14 protein-coding genes are annotated in these 16,443 nt (G+C 68.1%); 11 read left to right on the top strand and 3 right to left on the bottom strand.

Annotated features, from left to right (window positions below; translation table 11 throughout):
- Positions 1–11: 11 nt before the first annotated feature.
- The 8 genes from BLS50_RS18435 to BLS50_RS18400 all read left to right on the top strand — a co-directional run bounded on the left by BLS50_RS18435 (position 12) and on the right by BLS50_RS18400 (position 9,517).
- Positions 12–1,049, top strand: coding sequence for a GlxA family transcriptional regulator (locus BLS50_RS18435; protein WP_074803271.1), 1,038 nt, complete (start codon positions 12–14; stop codon positions 1,047–1,049).
- Positions 1,050–1,262: 213 nt separating this feature from the next.
- On the top strand, positions 1,263–2,186 hold the full coding sequence (locus BLS50_RS18430; protein WP_011547673.1) for a recombination-associated protein RdgC: 924 nt from the start codon (positions 1,263–1,265) through the stop codon (positions 2,184–2,186).
- A gap of 447 nt (positions 2,187–2,633) precedes the next feature.
- Positions 2,634–3,194: a GNAT family N-acetyltransferase gene (locus BLS50_RS18425; protein ID WP_041492194.1), complete on the top strand. Its 561-nt coding sequence runs from the start codon at positions 2,634–2,636 to the stop codon at positions 3,192–3,194.
- A gap of 74 nt (positions 3,195–3,268) precedes the next feature.
- A complete protein-coding gene (locus BLS50_RS18420; RefSeq protein WP_074803269.1) occupies positions 3,269–4,222 on the top strand; it encodes an ABC transporter substrate-binding protein in 954 nt (317 codons plus the stop codon).
- A 53-nt stretch (positions 4,223–4,275) separates the two neighbouring features.
- A complete protein-coding gene (locus BLS50_RS18415; RefSeq protein ID WP_074803266.1) occupies positions 4,276–5,325 on the top strand; it encodes an LLM class flavin-dependent oxidoreductase in 1,050 nt (349 codons plus the stop codon).
- Between the two features lie 10 nt (positions 5,326–5,335).
- Positions 5,336–6,688, top strand: a complete 1,353-nt coding sequence (locus BLS50_RS18410) for an LLM class flavin-dependent oxidoreductase (RefSeq protein WP_074803261.1) — start codon at positions 5,336–5,338, stop codon at positions 6,686–6,688.
- A gap of 68 nt (positions 6,689–6,756) precedes the next feature.
- The gene (locus BLS50_RS18405) at positions 6,757–8,550 is read left to right on the top strand and encodes an amino acid ABC transporter permease/ATP-binding protein (RefSeq protein ID WP_074803259.1); all 1,794 of its coding nucleotides are present in this window, start codon (positions 6,757–6,759) and stop codon (positions 8,548–8,550) included.
- Between the two features lie 34 nt (positions 8,551–8,584).
- Entirely contained in the window at positions 8,585–9,517 is a 933-nt protein-coding gene (locus BLS50_RS18400) for an ABC transporter substrate-binding protein (protein ID WP_074803256.1), read from the top strand.
- 75 nt (positions 9,518–9,592) lie between these two features.
- On the opposite strand, the gene BLS50_RS18395 is transcribed toward BLS50_RS18400, so the two are convergent.
- Both BLS50_RS18395 and BLS50_RS18390 read right to left on the bottom strand, forming a co-directional pair.
- Positions 9,593–10,687, bottom strand: coding sequence for an LLM class flavin-dependent oxidoreductase (locus BLS50_RS18395; RefSeq protein WP_074803252.1), 1,095 nt, complete (start codon positions 10,685–10,687; stop codon positions 9,593–9,595).
- A 70-nt stretch (positions 10,688–10,757) separates the two neighbouring features.
- Complete coding sequence (locus BLS50_RS18390; protein ID WP_074803249.1) at positions 10,758–11,726, bottom strand: ABC transporter substrate-binding protein; 969 nt, start codon at positions 11,724–11,726, stop codon at positions 10,758–10,760.
- A 266-nt stretch (positions 11,727–11,992) separates the two neighbouring features.
- On the opposite strand from BLS50_RS18390, the gene BLS50_RS18385 reads away from it, so the two are divergent.
- The 3 genes from BLS50_RS18385 to BLS50_RS18375 all read left to right on the top strand — a co-directional run bounded on the left by BLS50_RS18385 (position 11,993) and on the right by BLS50_RS18375 (position 15,239).
- Positions 11,993–12,910 (top strand): alpha/beta hydrolase family protein, encoded by a 918-nt coding sequence (locus BLS50_RS18385; RefSeq protein WP_027807329.1) that lies wholly within the window; start codon positions 11,993–11,995, stop codon positions 12,908–12,910.
- The gene (locus tag BLS50_RS18380; RefSeq protein WP_074803246.1) at positions 12,907–13,338 is read left to right on the top strand and encodes a MarR family winged helix-turn-helix transcriptional regulator; all 432 of its coding nucleotides are present in this window, start codon (positions 12,907–12,909) and stop codon (positions 13,336–13,338) included. The genes BLS50_RS18385 and BLS50_RS18380 overlap by 4 nt, the downstream gene beginning before the upstream one ends.
- A 455-nt stretch (positions 13,339–13,793) precedes the next feature.
- Positions 13,794–15,239, top strand: coding sequence for a sialidase family protein (locus BLS50_RS18375; protein ID WP_074803241.1), 1,446 nt, complete (start codon positions 13,794–13,796; stop codon positions 15,237–15,239).
- Positions 15,240–15,309: 70 nt separating this feature from the next.
- Here the strand turns inward: BLS50_RS18375 and adhP are convergent, their stop codons facing one another.
- The gene (gene adhP, locus BLS50_RS18370; protein WP_012339935.1) at positions 15,310–16,338 is read right to left on the bottom strand and encodes an alcohol dehydrogenase AdhP; all 1,029 of its coding nucleotides are present in this window, start codon (positions 16,336–16,338) and stop codon (positions 15,310–15,312) included.
- Positions 16,339–16,443 lie beyond the last annotated feature (105 nt).

Here is a 16,443-nt window from a genome sequence, read left to right as displayed (position 1 = left end):
CAGACACGCAAATGGCGATCGTCCGCATCTGGGTCTATGACGGCATCCTCGCGTCCGGCGTCGCGGGCCCGGTTGACGTTTTCAGCGCAGCCAATCAGTTCCATATGCGCGGGCCCACACTGGCCGGCACCCCACCGGCCCCGCTGCTCGCATGGCGGGTGGAATCGCTCGACGGTCGCCCCGTCACTGCTGCGTCGGGCCAGACCATTCAGGTCGACGGAAAGATCGATCCGCGCAAGCGGGCGGACGCCGTTCTGCTGACCGCCCCATTCTTCTCGAACATCGACGAGTTCATCGGGCGGCGCGAGCAGTTGAACGCGTTGTCTTCCGCGTTGAGGCGCCAACGCAAGGCCGGCGCCGTGCTGGCAGCCTATTGCACCGCCAATTACCTGCTCGCCGAGGCCGGCCTGCTGGATGGCCGCGCCGCGACCACGCACTGGGCGAAAGCCGCGGACTTCGCACGCCGCTATCCGCGCGTCGAAGTTCGCGCGCAGGAGCTGATGATCGCGCAAGACGGCATCATCTCGGGCGGTTCCGTGACGTCGTATCTGAATCTCGCGGTGCAGCTCGTTGAAACACTCGCCGGCGAGGCGCTCGCGACGATGACCGCGAAGGCGCTGTTGATCGACATGAATCGGACTTCGCAGGCTTCCTTTGCCACGCTCGTCGAGGAACATGGACATACCGACACGCTCGTCGCCCGTGCCCAGCGGCAGATGGAGGCAACGTTGCAGCAGGGATTCCGGTTGAGCGAGCTGGCCGCATCGCTTGCCGTGAGCGAACGCACGCTCAATCGCCGCTTCAAGGAAGCCGTCGGGCTCGCGCCGCTCACGTATCTGCAGAATCTGCGTGTCGAAGTCGCGAAACGCTTGCTGGAAACCCGGCCCATTGGGTTGGAGGCGCTGAGTCAACGTGTCGGTTATGGCGATATCAGCACGTTCCGGCAATTGTTCAAGCGCAAAACCGGACTGTCCCCAAGTGAATATCAAGTGCGGTTTGCGCGTGCGGCGGCAAAGAGTCGGGACGACGAACCACGCAGCCAGGGCTGAGACCTTGCGACGTCACGCGAGCGCCCCGCTGGCGAAAGCGCCCATGTGATCGAGCGGTATCGTTCAAGGATGCGGCGCACGTTTTCAGCCTCCGCGCAGCGGATTGCGGTGCGGGGACGACGCCCGAACGTCCCGATGACTGCCCCGGTGAACGACGCTTCATGGCCGGGAGCCGCCCCGTCAGCTAGAATGACGCGCTTTGCCCGTACGCCTATGTGGTTCAAGAATCTCCAGCTTCACCGTCTTCCCGCACCCTGGGCCGTCACCCCCGACCAGATGGAAAAATGGCTGGCGCCTCACGCGTTCCAGCCGGGCAGCAGCGTCGAGATGCAGCGCGCCGGCTGGGCGTCGCCGCGTGACGACGGCGCACTCGTGTATTCGAACAACCGGCAGATGCTGCTGCTGTTTCGTGCCGAAAAGAAGCTGCTCCCGGCATCGGTCGTCAATCAGGTCACCAAGGCACGCGCGCTCGAAGTCGAGGAACAGCAGGGCTTCAAGGTCGGCCGGAAACAACTGCGCGAACTCAAGGAGCAGGTGACCGACGAACTGCTGCCGCGCGCGTTCAGCATTCGCCGCGATACCCGCGTATGGATCGACACGGCGAATGGCTGGCTCGTCATCGACGCGGCGGCACAGGCGCTTGCCGACGACGTCCGCAGCCTGCTCGTCAAATCGATCGACCCGTTGCCGCTCGCCGGCGTTCATGTCGCGCGCTCGCCGGTCGCCGCGATGACGGACTGGCTGCTGTCCGGCGAGGCGCCGGGCGGCTTCACCGTCGATCAGGACGCCGAGTTGCGCTCGAGCGGCGAAGGCGGCGCCACGGTGCGATACGTCGGCCACGCACTGGAAGCGAACGACATGCGCCGGCACATCGAAGCCGGCAAGCAATGCATGCGCCTCGCGATGACGTGGAATGACCGGATCTCGTTCGTGCTGACGCCGTCGCTGACGATCAAGCGTGTCACGCCGCTCGACGTGATCAAGGAAGCGGCGGACCCCACCGCGCAGAACGATGATGAACGCTTCGACTCGGATTTCACGCTGATGACGGGTGAACTGGCACGGATGCTGACCAGTCTCGTCGATATCCTGGGTGGCGATCAGCAGGACGCGATTCAGCAGGCGGCAGCAGCCTGAACGCTGTCGTCGTCGGTCATCGCCCCGCGCTGACGCGACGAATCGAGGAGAACCCGTCGCCACCATGGCGGCGGGCCCTCGCGAGCGTGAAGAGTCAGCCCGAATCGGCATCACCGGTCGGCAATCGAAACGACAACACCCCGCCGATCGTCCAGGCCGTACATCCATCAAACGGGCACGGCTCCCACCACGCCCGTTCGCCGCACCCCCCTCCCCCTGCAAGCCTTCTTCCACCTTCCGCGAAATCCTTATCGAAATTGCTTCGTTCGCCTTTGCCGGCCGCGCCGCTAACGTGTTCAAAACGGCGGCGGCGCGCCGGATGCATCGCACGAAGCACGACAGCCGCCGCCATCACGACAACTGCGTCGCGATAACGGAACAGACCGGACGGGCCGCGTGCCCGCACCCCGCCAGGAACGTCCGCATCGCGCGCCATTCGCGATGCCCATGGCCACGAACGACCGCATCATCGACACGACGCCGCTCGACGTCCGCGCGCAGCCGCTGATCGACGCGCTGATCGACGAGTATTCGACCCGTTACAACGCGTACCGCCCCGACAGCCGTGCGTCGGCCCGCGACGAACTCGCGCGCTATCCGGCCGAACTGTTCGCGCCGCCCGAAGGCGCGTTCGTGCTGCTGCTGCGCGACGGCGAGACGATCGGCGGCGGCGCGTTCAAGCGCTACGACGCCCAGACCGCCGAACTGAAACGCATCTGGACGCGCACCGACCTGCGCCGCCAGGGCCTCGCGCGACTCATCGTCGAAGCGCTCGAACTGCGTGCCGTGCAACAGGGCTACCGCCGCCTCTACCTGACCACCGGCTTTCGCCAGCCCGAAGCGTGGGCGCTGTACGACCGCACCGGCTATACGCGGCTGTTCGATTCGTCGATCGACCCGGAAGCGTATTTCCACTTGCGTTTCGGCAAGGATCTCGTCGATCCGTCGCGCACGTCGACGCTGGCCGACCTATGGGCGCCCGTGCCCGAACCGGTGCTGCCGCGCTGAGCGCGCGACATCCCGCCTTTCATCTCGCCCTTCCCGCTTTCCACGATTCCACGCTGCCACGACAGGACGTTTTCATGCATCGAGCCGTACCGCTTTCTTTCCGTGCCGTGCGCACGCTGGCCACCGCACTGATCGGCCTGAGCGCCATCGCGGCCGCGATGGCCGCGACCGCCGCGACGTTCGACCTGAGCCCCGAGCAGCGCGGCCGCCCGCGTGGCGCGGCCGATGCGGCGGTCGAGCGCGCGGTGCCCGCGTCGTTCAAGTTCGCCGAGCCCGGCACGCTGACGATCGGCATCGCACCGAGCCTGCCGCCGATCAGCTCGTATGCGACCGACGCGCGCACGGTGATCGGCTTCGATGCCGACGTCGGCCAGCTCGTGTCCGACAGCCTCGGCCGCAAGCTGAAGATCGTCGCGCTCGCGTGGGCCGACTGGCCGCTAGCGCTCGAATCGGGGAAAGTCGACGCGGTGATCTCGAACGTGACCGTTACCGAAGAGCGCAAGCAGAAGTTCGATTTCTCGACCTACCGCAAGGACCAGGTCGGCTTCTACGTGCGCAACGACAGCAAGATCCAGGCGATCCGCGAGCCGAAGGACGTCGCGGGGCTGCGCATCGTGACCGACGCCGGCACCAACCAGGAAAAGATCCTGCTCGCGTGGGACCGCGAGAATGTCGCGCACGGGCTGAAACCCGTGCAGATCCAGTACTACGACGACCAGGCGATGCGCATCGTCGCCGTGCAGTCGGGCCGGGCGGACGCGGTGTTCAGCGTGAATTCGGTGCTCGCGTATCAAAGCGCGCAGCAAGGCAAGACGCGGCTCGTCGGCGCAATCAGCGGCGGCTGGCCGCGCACGGCCGACATCGCGATCGCCACGCGCCGCGGCAGCGGCCTCGCCGAGCCGCTGACCGTCGCGCTGAACGGGCTGATCAAGAGCGGCCGCTACCAGCAGGTGCTCGACCGCTGGAACCTCGCGTCCGAAGCGATCGACCAGTCGCGCACGAATCCGCCCGGGCTGCCGAAGAGCTGAGCGCCGCGCGCCCGCAACCGTCCATCCACGCTCACGCAGGAACGCCGCTCACCATGTCTTATTCGCTCTCGTTGCTTGACAAGAGTCCGATCGCCGACGGCGCGAACGCCGCCGACGCGCTGCGCTTCACCACGACGCTCGCGCGACGCGCCGAACAGCTCGGCTACGCGCGCTTCTGGGTCGCCGAGCATCACGGCACGCCGGGCTTCGCGAGTTCGGCGCCGGAGGTCGTCGTCGCGCACCTGCTCGCGCACACGTCGCGCATCCGCATCGGCTCGGGCGGCGTGATGCTGCAGCACTACAGCCCGTTCAAGGTCGCGGAAACCTTCAAGCTGCTGGCCGCGCTCGCGCCGGGCCGCGTCGATCTCGGCATCGGCAAGGCGCCCGGCGGGCTGCCGCTGACCACGCGCGCGCTGCAGTGGTTCCACGACAAGGCGCGCAAGCCCGATTTCGCGGGACAGCTTGCGGAGCTCGACGCGTTTCTCGGCTGGGGCGTGGCCGAAGATCATCCGCTCGCCGGCGCGGTCGCGATGCCGGTGCCGCCGCAGTTGCCCGAACGCATCCTGCTCGGCGGCTCGCCGGACAGCGGCGCGCTCGCCGCGCGCAACGGCTGGCGCTTCTGCTACGCGGGCCATTTCAACGGCGACGACGCGAATCTCGAACGCTCGCTCGACGCCTACCGCGGCGCAGGCGGCGAGAAACCGCTCGTCGCGCTGTACGCGGTCGCCGCGCCGACGCGCGACGAGGCCGAACAACTGATCGGGCCGCTGAAGATCTTCAAGCTGCAGTTCGCGGGCGGCCAGAGCTTCAATCTCGGCAGCGCGCAGGCGGCCGCGGAATTCGCACGGCAAAGCGGCGCGTCCGACTACCGGATCGACGAGCTGCGCCCGACGGTGCTGGCCGATACGCCCGAGGGCGTGCACCGCGCGCTCGACGCGCTGAGCCGGCGGCTCGACGTCGATGCGTTCGTGATCGATTCGCCGGTATCCGACTACGCGGCGCGGCTCGCGTCTGCCGAATGGCTCGGCGGCGCGCTGTCCACCACGCCATTGCAGACGGCCCTCGCGGCCGACCGCTCCCTCTCCCCTGACCAGAACGCGTGACATTCCCATCATGACGACCCGACGATCGATTCCCTTCGGCCTGATGCTGCAAGGCGCAGGCAGCCACATGAACGCGTGGCGGCATCCGAGCAACCCGCCCGACGCCAGCATCAACCTCGACTTCATGATCGGCGTCGCGCGCAAGGCGGAAGCCGCCGGCATCACCTTCGCGTTCGTCGCGGACGGCCTCTACATCAACGAGAAGTCGATCCCGCACTTCCTGAACCGCTTCGAGCCGCTGACCCTGCTGTCGGCGCTCGCGGTCGCGACGAAGAAGATCGGGCTCGCGGGCACGATCTCGACGTCGTACAGCGAGCCGTTCACGGTCGCGCGCCAGCTCGCGTCGCTCGACGCGATCAGCGGCGGGCGCGCGGGCTGGAACGTCGTGACGACGCCGCTCGAAGGCACCGCGAAGAATTTCGGCAAGACGCACCCGGATCACGAACTGCGCTACGAGATCGCCGACGAATACCTCGAGGTCGTGCAGGGCCTGTGGGACAGCTGGGACGACGATGCATTCGTGCGCGACCGCGCGACCGGCCGCTTCTTCGATCGCGACAAGCTGCATACGCTCGATCACCAGGGCCGCTTTTTCCAGGTCGCTGGCCCGCTGAACATCCAGCGCTCGCCGCAGGGGCAGCCGGTGATCTTCCAGGCCGGCTCGTCCGACACCGGCATCGGCCTCGCGGGCAAATACGCGGACGCCGTGTTCACGCATTCGCCGTCGATCGAGGAAACGGCCGCGTTCACGCAGCGCGTGAAACAGAGCGCGATCGAACACGGGCGGCAGGCCGGCGACGTGAAGATCTTCCCGGGCGTCGGGCCGATCGTCGGTCGCACGGCCGCCGAAGCGGAAGACAAATACCAGGCGATCCGCGACCTGCTGACGATCGACGAGGCGCTCGCGTACCTCGGCCGCTATTTCGATCACCACGACTTCACGCAGTACGCGCTCGACGCGCCGTTCCCGGAACTCGGCGAGCTCGGCCGCAACAGCTTCCGCTCGACCACCGACCGCATCAAGGCCGATGCGAAGCGCAAGGGCCTGTCGCTGCGCGAGACCGCGCTCGCGGTCGCGACGCCGCGGCCGAACTTCATCGGCACCGCCGAGCACGTCGCCGACGAGCTGATCCGCTGGCACGACGCGGGCGCCGGCGACGGCTTCATCCTCGGTTTTCCGGTCCAGGCGCAGGGTGTCGACGATTTCATCGAACTCGTGATTCCGGTGCTCGAGGCGCGCGGCCGCTACAGCCGCGACCTGCCCGGCGCCACGCTGCGCGACCACCTCGGTCTGCCGCGCAAGGCGAGCCGCTACGCGACGCCCGACGCCGCTCGGGAAACGGCTGCCGAAGCGCACGCCTGACGCCGCCGCGCCGCCGCCCATGCACGGCGGCGCTCCCGCCGATCGATCGATTCGAGGATTCCAACGACATGAGCGACACGACCCATCTCGGCGGCGCGCTGCCGCCGCTCTCTTCCCCCGGCACACGCGAGCCCGGCACGCATGTGCGGATCGTGCCCGCGCGCCACCGGTCGCGCACGGCCGGCACCGTGCTCGCGCTCGTGCTGATCGCGCTCACGCTGTATTCGCTCCTCGGCAACCCGCAATGGGGCTGGCCGGTGTTCGCCGAATGGTTTCTGTCGCCGCCGGTGCTGTCGGGGCTCGCGCGCACGCTGGTGCTGACGCTGCTCGGCGCGGTGTTCGGCTTCGTGCTCGGCGCGTTCGTCGCGCTGGCCCGGCTGTCGCGTTCGCGCCTGCTGTCCACCAGCGCGTGGGTCTTCGTGTGGCTGTTCCGCTCGATTCCGCTGATCGTGCTGCTGCTGATCCTGAACAACCTCGGCTACCTGTACGAGCACGTGCGGCTCGGCGTGCCGTTCACCGACATCGTGTGGTTCGACACGCCGACCACCGACCTGATCAGCCCGTTCCTCGCGGCCGTGCTCGGCCTCACGCTGAACCACGCGGCGTTTTCCGCGGAAGTGATTCGCGGCGGCATTCTCGCGGTCGACCAGGGGCAGCTCGAAGCCGCCGCCGCGCTCGGGCTGCCGCGCGGCCGCCAGACGTCGCGGATCGTGCTGCCGCAGGCGATGCGCGCGATCCTGCCGACCGCGTTCAACGACCTGATCTCGCTCGCGAAAGGCACGTCGATGGTGTACGTGCTCGCGATGCCCGAGCTGTTCTACACGGTGCAGGTGATCTATCGCCGCAACCTCGAAGTGATTCCGCTGCTGATGGTCGCGACCGTCTGGTACCTGATCATCCTGACCGTGCTGTCCGCGATCCAGGTGCAGGTCGAGCGGCACTATGCACGCGGCGCGCTGCGCAATCCGCCGCCGTCGGTGGTCACGTTCGCGCTTGCGCGCCTCGGCGGGCTGTGGCAGCGTGTCGCGTCACGCCGTGCGGCGTCGAATGCGCAGGCCGCAGACGACACGCGCACCGATACCGCGGCCGCCGTGTCGCGCACCGGCGGCGAAGTGGCCGTGCATGGCGTGTCGAAGCAGTTCGGCATGCAGCGCGTGCTCGACAACGTGTCGTTCGTCGCGCCGCGCGGCAGCGTGACCGTGATCGTCGGGCCGTCCGGCTCCGGCAAGTCGACGCTGCTGCGCACGATCAACCATCTCGAACGCGTCGACGACGGTTTCATCGACATCGACGGCGAACTGATCGGCTATCGCCGCGACGGCGACGTGCTGCACGAACTGAGCGAACGCGACGTGCTGAAGCGGCGCACGGCCGTCGGCATGGTGTTCCAGAACTTCAATCTGTTCCCGCACCTGACGGTGCTCGAGAACCTGATCGAAGCGCCGATCGCCGTCGCCGGCGTGACGCGCGATGCGGCCGAGCACACCGCGCGCACGCTGCTCGCGCGGGTCGGCCTCGCGGATAAAGCCGATGCGTACCCGCGCCAGTTGTCCGGCGGCCAGCAGCAACGCGTCGCGATCGCGCGGGCGCTCGCGTTGCGTCCGAAGGTGCTGCTGTTCGACGAGCCGACCTCGGCGCTCGATCCGGAACTCGTCAACGAAGTGCTCGACGTGATCAAGGAGCTCGCGCGCTCGGGTACGACGCTCGTGATCGTCACGCATGAAATCGGCTTCGCACGCGAAGTGGCGGACAACGTGCTGTTCATGGAACGCGGGCGCATCGTCGAGGCCGGGCCGCCCGCCGTCGTGCTCGACGCGCCGTCGCATTCGCGCACCCGCGCGTTCCTGTCGCGGGTGCTGTGATGCGCGCCGCTTCCCACCTGCGAGGTGCCGCGCGATGACCGATCGACGCCAGTTCATCACGGCCGCGCTGGTCGCGGCATCGGGCCTGCCGTGGCACGCGGCGCGCGCGGCGGCCGCCACCGCCGACCTCGACCCGCGTCAGGCCGGCCGCCTGCGCGCAAGCCCCGACGACGCGGCCATCCGCGCGGCCAGCGGCTACCACTGGGTGCGCGACGGCGCGTTCACGGTCGCGATTTCGCCGCACGCGCCGCCCGTGTCGACCTATGCGACCGACGCGCGCACCGTGGTCGGCGCCGATCCCGACTATGCGCAATTGGTTGCGGACGCACTCGGCCGCACGCTCGTGCTACTGCCGATCGCGTGGGCCGACTGGCCGCTCGGGCTGACGTCCGGCAAGTACGACGCGGTGATCTCGAACATCGGCGTGACCGAGAAGCGCAAGGAGAAATACGATTTCACGACCTACCGGCTCGGGCTGCATGGCTTCTACGTGCGCACCGCCAGCCCGATCGCGAAGATCGCGGAGCCGAAGGACATCGCGGGCCTGCGGATCATCACCGGCGCCGGCACGAGCCAGGAGCGCATCCTGCTCGAATGGAGCAAGCGCAACGTCGCGCAAGGGCTGAAGCCGGCCGAACTGCTCTATTTCGACGACGATGCGACCGCGCGCGTCGCGCTGCTGTCGGGCCGCGCGGATGCGGAGCTGAACCCGAACGCGTCGCTCGCGTACGAGGCCGCGCGCAGCGGCAAGATCCGCCGCGTCGGCGTCGTCAATGCGGGCTGGCCGGCGAATGCGGACGTCGCGATCGCGACGCGCCGCGGCAGCGGGCTCGCGCCCGCGCTGACGCTCGCCACCAATGCGCTGATCGGCAACGGCCGCTATGGGCAGGCGCTGGCGCGCTGGGGTTTGCAGAGCGAGGCGATCGTGCGGGCGGAGACCAATCCGCCGGGGTTGCCGTCGTTCTGAGCGTGTCGCTCAAGACAATCGCGCCGGCATGTCGTGACAGACATGCCGGCGCGATTCGATCGGTCGGTCGTTCGTCTACGCCGGCACCGCCGCCTGATAGCGGTCGAGTTCCGCAATATGCACGTGAATCGCCGGGATCAGGTCGCGCCCGTAGGCCAGTGCATCGTCGAGCGGATCGAAACCGCGAATCAGGAACGTCGATACGCCGAGCCGGTAATACGCGCCCAGCGCTCGCGCGACCTGCTCGGGCGTGCCGACCAGCGCGGTCGAATTCCAGCGCGCGCCGGTCAGGTTCGCGACGCCCATCCACAGCCGCTCGTCGAGCACATCGCCCTGCGCGGCGGCGGCCATCAGGCGCTGCGAGCCCGCATTCTGCGGCGCGTGACCGGCGATCGGCTGGCCGTTCGCGAGCCGCGCCGCCCGCACGCGCTCGCGGATCGCCTCGGCCTTCTCCCACGCGGCCGCCTCGGTATCGGCGACGATCGGCCGAAACGACACGCTGATACGCGGCGCGCGCCCGAACGGCGCGGCGGCGGCCCGCACGCGCGCGATCTGCTCGCGCACCGCGTCGAGCGGCTCGCCCCACGTCATGTAGACATCCGCATGCTCGCCCGCAACGGCAAGCGCGGCCGGCGACGAGCCGCCGAAATAGATCGGCACGTGCGGCCGCTGCGCGCCCTTCACGAGCGGCGATGCGCCGCGCAGCCGGTAGAACGCGCCGTCGTGATCGACCGGCGCATCGGCCAGCCAGATCCGTTTCAGCACGTCGAGATATTCGCCGGTGCGGCGGTAGCGCGCATCGTGCGGCACGAAATCGCCGTCACGCTGCAAGTCGGCGTCGTCGCCGCCGGACACCACGTTCAGCGCCAGCCTGCCGCCGCTGAACACGTCGAGCGTCGCGATCTGCCGTGCGGCGGCCGACGGCACGATCACGCCCGGCCGGTGCGCGAGCAGCAGGCGAATGCGTTCGGTCGCGGCGGCCGCGAACGACGCGACGATGAAGCCGTCCGCCGCGTTGCTGAAATGGCCAATCAGGATCTGGTCGAAGCCGGCGGCCTCGTGCGCCTGCGCGAAGCGGCGCACGTAGTCGGGCTGGACGGCCGCGCCGCCCGGTACGTCGACCTCCGCGCCGGGTGTCGCGGTGATCATGCCGATGATGTCGACTGGCATGTCGGGATGTCCTCGGGTATGTCGATCGGGAATCGCGGGAATCGCTGAAATTGCGAAGCGAGCCGCACGATCACTGCGCGGCGGCGGTCTTTTGCGCGGGCGCCGCGAACGCGCCCGCATACGAGCGGTCGAGCAGCTTCGACGTGTCGTACGCAGCCGGAATCACGCCGGACTTGTGCAGGAAGTCGGCCGTATTCTGCGCATCCTTCGCGGCCGTCTCGTCGACCGGGCCGACGCGCTGCCTGGCATTGTTGAGCCAGCGGTACGCGACGTCGGGTTCGAGATTCGCGCGTTTCGCCCACAGGTCCGCATACTCGCGCGGATGGCTGTCGACCCACTCGCGCGCGACCACCACGCGCCGCAGGAAATCGGTGATTTCGGCGCGCTTGCCTGTCGCGGCCTGCTCGTTCGCGGCGACGAAGCTCAGCGCCGGCATCAGCCCCTGCGCGGTCGTCACGGGGCGCGCCCCCTGCCGCAATGCGAGCGTGCTGACGAACGGCTCCCACAGCGACACCGCGTCGACCGAGCCGTTCGCGAGCGCATTGGTCGCGTCGATCGGCATCAGGTACGCGTACTTCACCGAATCGGCGCGCAACCCCGCGTGTTCGAGCGCACGCAGCACGAGCTGCTGGCTCCACGCGCCGCGCCATACCGCGATGGTCTTGCCCTGCAGGTCGGCCACGGTGCGCACCGGCGAGTTCTTCGGCACGAGGATCGCGACGCCGTCGAGGCTCTGCCGCGACACCGCGACGACCTTGACCGGCGCGCCGCGCGCGGCCAGCGTGAGCAGCGCGGAATCGCCGAGGAAGCCGAGGTCGATCGCGTTGCCGTTCAGGCTTTCGGCCACCGGCGCGGCGGCCTGGAAGTGCTTCCACTCGATCGTGTAAGGCAGGTCCTTCAGCGCGCCGGACGCCTCCATCGACGCCTGGATGTTGAAGTAGTTCTGTTCACCGACACGCAACGTGACGGTGTCTTTGGCGATGCCCGGCTGCGCGGCGAGCGCCAGCAAGAGCGCCGTGACGATTCGGCTCAGCAACATGATCTCCCGGAAGGTTTGTCCGCCGTGCGAAACCGCCGGCGCAACGGATGGAACCGGTGAAGATACGTCGATCCATTTCATGACACAAACGCAATATTCTTCTATGCAAAGATGCAAATATTTTATGACTCGCTCGCGTGCATGCGCGGCTCGTCGCCCGCCGACGCCTCTTGAAGTTCGAACGATTCCTCGACATATATTTCGCGCACGAAATAAATTCCGAACTATATTTCGCATACGAAATAACTACCCGAGCGAGGACGCCCATGAGCTCCGAACCCATCGAGTTTTCCGCCGCCGACGGCTACGTGTTGCACGGCACGCTGTGGTCGCCGGACGCGGCGCCGCGCGCGCTGGTCCTGATCCATCCGGCGACGGCCGTGCCCGAGCGGCTGTATGCGGGCTTCGCGCGCTTCCTGACCGAACGCGGTTTCGCGGCGTTGACCTACAACTATCGCGGCATCGGCGCCTCGCGGCCGGCGCGTTTGGGCGCGCTGCAGGCCCGCATGCGCGACTGGATGGAGCTCGACGTGGGCGCCGCGACCGCGTGGGCCCGGCACGCGTATGAAGGGCTGCCGTTGCTGGCCGTCGGCCACAGCGTCGGCGGTCACGCGATCGGGCTGTCCGGCGCGACGACGCATCTGCGCGCGGCCGTGCTGGTCGCCGCGCATGCGGGCAGCACGCGGCTGATCGCGCAGGCGGCCGAACGCCTGAAGGTGCGGCTGATCCTGCGCGTGCTCGGCCCGCTGACGTCCGCGTTGCTCGGCTACGTGCCCGGCAAGCGACTCGGGCTCGGCGAGGATCTGCCGGCCGGCGTGTTCCGCGAATGGAGCCGCTGGACGACGCTGCCTCACTATTTCTTCGACGACCCGACGCTCGGCGCGGCCGAGCGCTTCTCGAAGCAGCAGTTGCCGATCCTCGCGCTCGGCTTCGACGACGATCCGTGGGCGAACCCGGCCGCAATCGGCCTGCTGGTAAGCTATCTGACCCGCGCGAAGGTCGAACGCCGCCAGATCGATCCGCGCGCGGCGGGCAGCGGCCCGGTCGGGCACATGGGCTTCTTTCGGAGCCGGCCCGGCACCGTGCTGTGGCCCGACGTCGCCGACTGGCTCGCGCAGGCGCTCGACACGCCGCGCACCGCGGGCCGTCCCTCCCTTTCCATTGCAGCCGGGAACCCAGCTTGAGCGAAGACCGACGACTGTTTTTCATGTTGAACATCGGCCAGCGACGCGTGCAGCGCTGGATCGATCGCAAGGCCGAAACCGAAACGCGCGCGAGCGCCGCTCAGGCCGGCGTGCTGTTCTGTCTCGCGAAGCAGGACGGCGCGCTGATCGGCGAAGTCGGCGCCGCATTGCAACTGGCGCCGTCCGCGATGACGGGGCTCGCCGACCGGATGGCGAAGGCCGGCCTCATCACGCGTCATGCCGATTCGGACGACGGCCGCGCGACACGGCTGTACCTGACCCAAGCCGGCCACGCGGCGCTCAAGCGTGCGCGTGTGCTGCTGCGCGAACTCAACGGCAAGCTGTGCGACGGGTTTTCCGACGCCGAACTCGACGTCGTCGCGCGCTGGCTGCACGCGTTGCAGGAGCGCTTTCCGGCGGAGCGCTGAGCAGCGCATCACGTGCTCACAGTCAGCGCGTGCCGACATCAATCGCAAGCGATTGCGATTCGCGTTTTCGATTCGATTTTCAAGCCGCCGCAACGGCAAATCTTGCATGACGGATGCCGGCTTCCGGCAACGCTTTCCGGCTACGTCCTGTTACAAAAAACCGCCTGTTGCGCGGCATTCGAATCGCCTACATTGCAATCCACTTCGACACATTCGTCGCATGCCCGGACTGGCGTTCCCGTCGGGTCGACATCGCAGACACACCCGACAAGCATTGAAAACGAAGAGGAGTCTTAACCGAAGCGCTGGCGGCATCCAGCGCACGCGGATCGCGATGACTGAAGCGGCATGCTGAACGGCACGTCACGACGTGCGCGGCACGATTCGCCGCGCCCCGGCTCGCGTCGTCTCGTCGTGCCCCGCCATCGCATCCGCCCCTCACCGAGGAGTCGTCCATGCGACGCATGATCGTGTCCCATCCGCTTGTCACCCGCCTGTCCGCCGCGATGGCGCTGGCCGCCGCTGCCGTGGCGCACGCCGAACCCGTCGTCGTGTCGGGCCCGAGCCCGTTCGCCGCGTGCACCATCGGCGGCCCGGGCACCAACTACGTGAATGCAGAAGTCGAACCGTGGCTCGCGGTCAACCCGGCGAACCCGAACAACATGATCGGCGTGTGGCAGCAGGATCGCTGGTCGAACGGCGGCGCCCACGGGCTCGTCGCCGGCTACACGTTCGATGCGGGCGCAACCTGGGCGCGCACGCCGCAGCCGTTCAGCGCGTGCGCGCCGGGCGGGCTGAAATACGAGCGCGCGTCCGATCCGTGGGTCTCGTTCGGGCCGGACGGCACCGCGTACTCGGTATCGATCTCGTTCAACCAGTCGAACAACGCCAACGCGGTCGGCGCGTCGGTCTCGACCGACGGTGGGCAAACGTGGAGCAGCCCGGCCGTGCTGATCGCGAACGACGAACCGACGACGCAGTTCTTCAACGACAAGGAATCGGTGACCGCCAACCCGGTGAAAGCCGGCACCGCCTACGCGGTATGGGACCGTCTCGAGCTGCCGAACGGCAACCCGTACGCGAACCTGCACACGAAGGCGTACCGCGGGCCGACGCTGTTCTCGAAGACGACCGACAGCGGCAAGACGTGGAGCGCCGCGAAGGTGATCGTCGACGTGCCGTCGCGCCAGCAGACGATCGGCAACCAGATCGTCGTCGATCCGAAGAGCGGCACGCTCTACGATTTCTTCGACCTGATCCAGCCGCCGTTCAGCAAGGCGGCCGGCAAGGTCGCCTTCATCAAGTCGATCGACGACGGCGCGACGTGGACCAAGCCGCAAGTCATCGCGGGGCTGCAGACGGTCGGCGTCACGGACCCGAACACCGGCGAACCCGTGCGCACCGGCGACATCATTCCGGAACCCGCGATCGATCCCGCATCCGGGCAGCTCTACGTCGTGTGGCAGGACAGCCGCTTCAACGGCGGCGCGTACGACGAGATCGCGCTATCGACGTCGAAGGATGGCGGCGCGACCTGGAGCGCGCCGCAACAGGTGAACACGCCGACCGGGCGCCCCGCGTTCAATCCGTCGGTGCGCGTCGACAACACGGGCGCGGTGATGGTCACGCACTACGACTTTCGCGACCTGCAGGCCGGCAACACGACGACGCTGCCGACCGGCTTCTGGCGCAAGATCTCGCATGACGGCGGCGCCACGTTCGCCGACGAGCGACGCGTCGGCGGCCCGTTCGACATGAAGCTCGCGCCCAACGCCGAAGGGTTCTTCATCGGCGACTACCAGGGGCTCGACGTGCTCCCGTCGTCCTCGTTCCATCCGTTCTTCGTGCAGACCAACGCGGGCAACCTGACGAACCGCACCGACGTGTTCTTCGCGCCGTAACGCGCGCCTGGCCACCTCGCCGCCGCTCCGACGCCATGCGTCGCGCGGCGGCGGGCGCGGGTTCAGCGCATCAATGCATGTCGGTCAGCACGATGCGCCCGTCGACCTTCCCTTCCCGCAGCTTCGCGAAGATGTCGTTAATGTTGCCGAGCCGGTCGCGGTGGATGTGCGCGCGCACCAGACCGTCCGCCGCGAAATCGAGCGATTCCTGCAGATCGCGCCGCGTGCCGACGATCGACCCGCGCACGGTGATGCCGTTCAGCACGGTCGAGAAGATCGGCAGCGGGAAATCGCCCGGCGGCAAACCGTTGAGCGCCACCGTGCCGCCGCGCCGGACCATCCCGAGCGCCTGCGCGAACGCGCTGCGCGATACGGCCGTGACGAGCACGCCGTGCGCGCCGCCGATTTCCTTCTGGATCACTTTCGCGGGGTCGTCGATCGACGCATCGATCGTCAGATGGGCGCCCAGTTGCCGCGCCAGCGCGAGCTTGTCGGGGGAAATGTCGATGGCCGCGACGTGCAGGCCCATCGCACGCGCATACTGCACGGCCACGTGCCCGAGGCCGCCGATGCCGGAAATCGCGAGCCACTGCCCCGGGCGCGTGTCGGTGACCCGAATGCCCTTGTAGACCGTGACGCCCGCGCACAGGATCGGCGCGATTTCGTCGAACGCGACCTGCGCGGGCAACTGGCCGACGTAATCGGGATCGGCCAGCACGTATTCCGCGTAGCTGCCGTTCACCGAATAGCCGGTGTTCTGCTGCCCATGGCACAGCGTTTCCCAGCCCGTGCAGCAGTACTCGCAATGGCCGCAGGCCGTATAGAGCCACGGCACGCCGACGCGATCGCCCTCGCGCACGTGCGTGACACCCGCGCCGACCGCCGCGACGATCCCCACGCCTTCGTGGCCCGGGATGAACGGCAGCGACGGCTTGACGGGCCAGTCGCCGTCGGCCGCGTGCAGATCGGTATGGCAAACGCCCGACGCCTTGATGTTGACGAGAATCTGGCCGGGCCCCGGTGCGGGGACCGGGACTTCCTCGATGCGCAACGGCTCGCCGAACGCGTGTACCACGGCCGCTTTCATGGTCTGGGTCATGCGTTGCTCCTGTCTGGTCGATGAGCGACCCAGTATCCGGTTTCGGCATCGGAGCACGTTGATACGCGTCAACGCATCGGAACCGATGCAGCAATCGACACGCCG

Origin of the sequence: Burkholderia orbicola (assembly GCF_900100915.1) — a bacterium.
In the GTDB taxonomy this organism is placed as follows: domain Bacteria; phylum Pseudomonadota; class Gammaproteobacteria; order Burkholderiales; family Burkholderiaceae; genus Burkholderia; species Burkholderia orbicola.
Note: the sequence above shows the minus strand (reverse complement) of the source record. Positions and strands in the feature narration are given on the sequence as shown.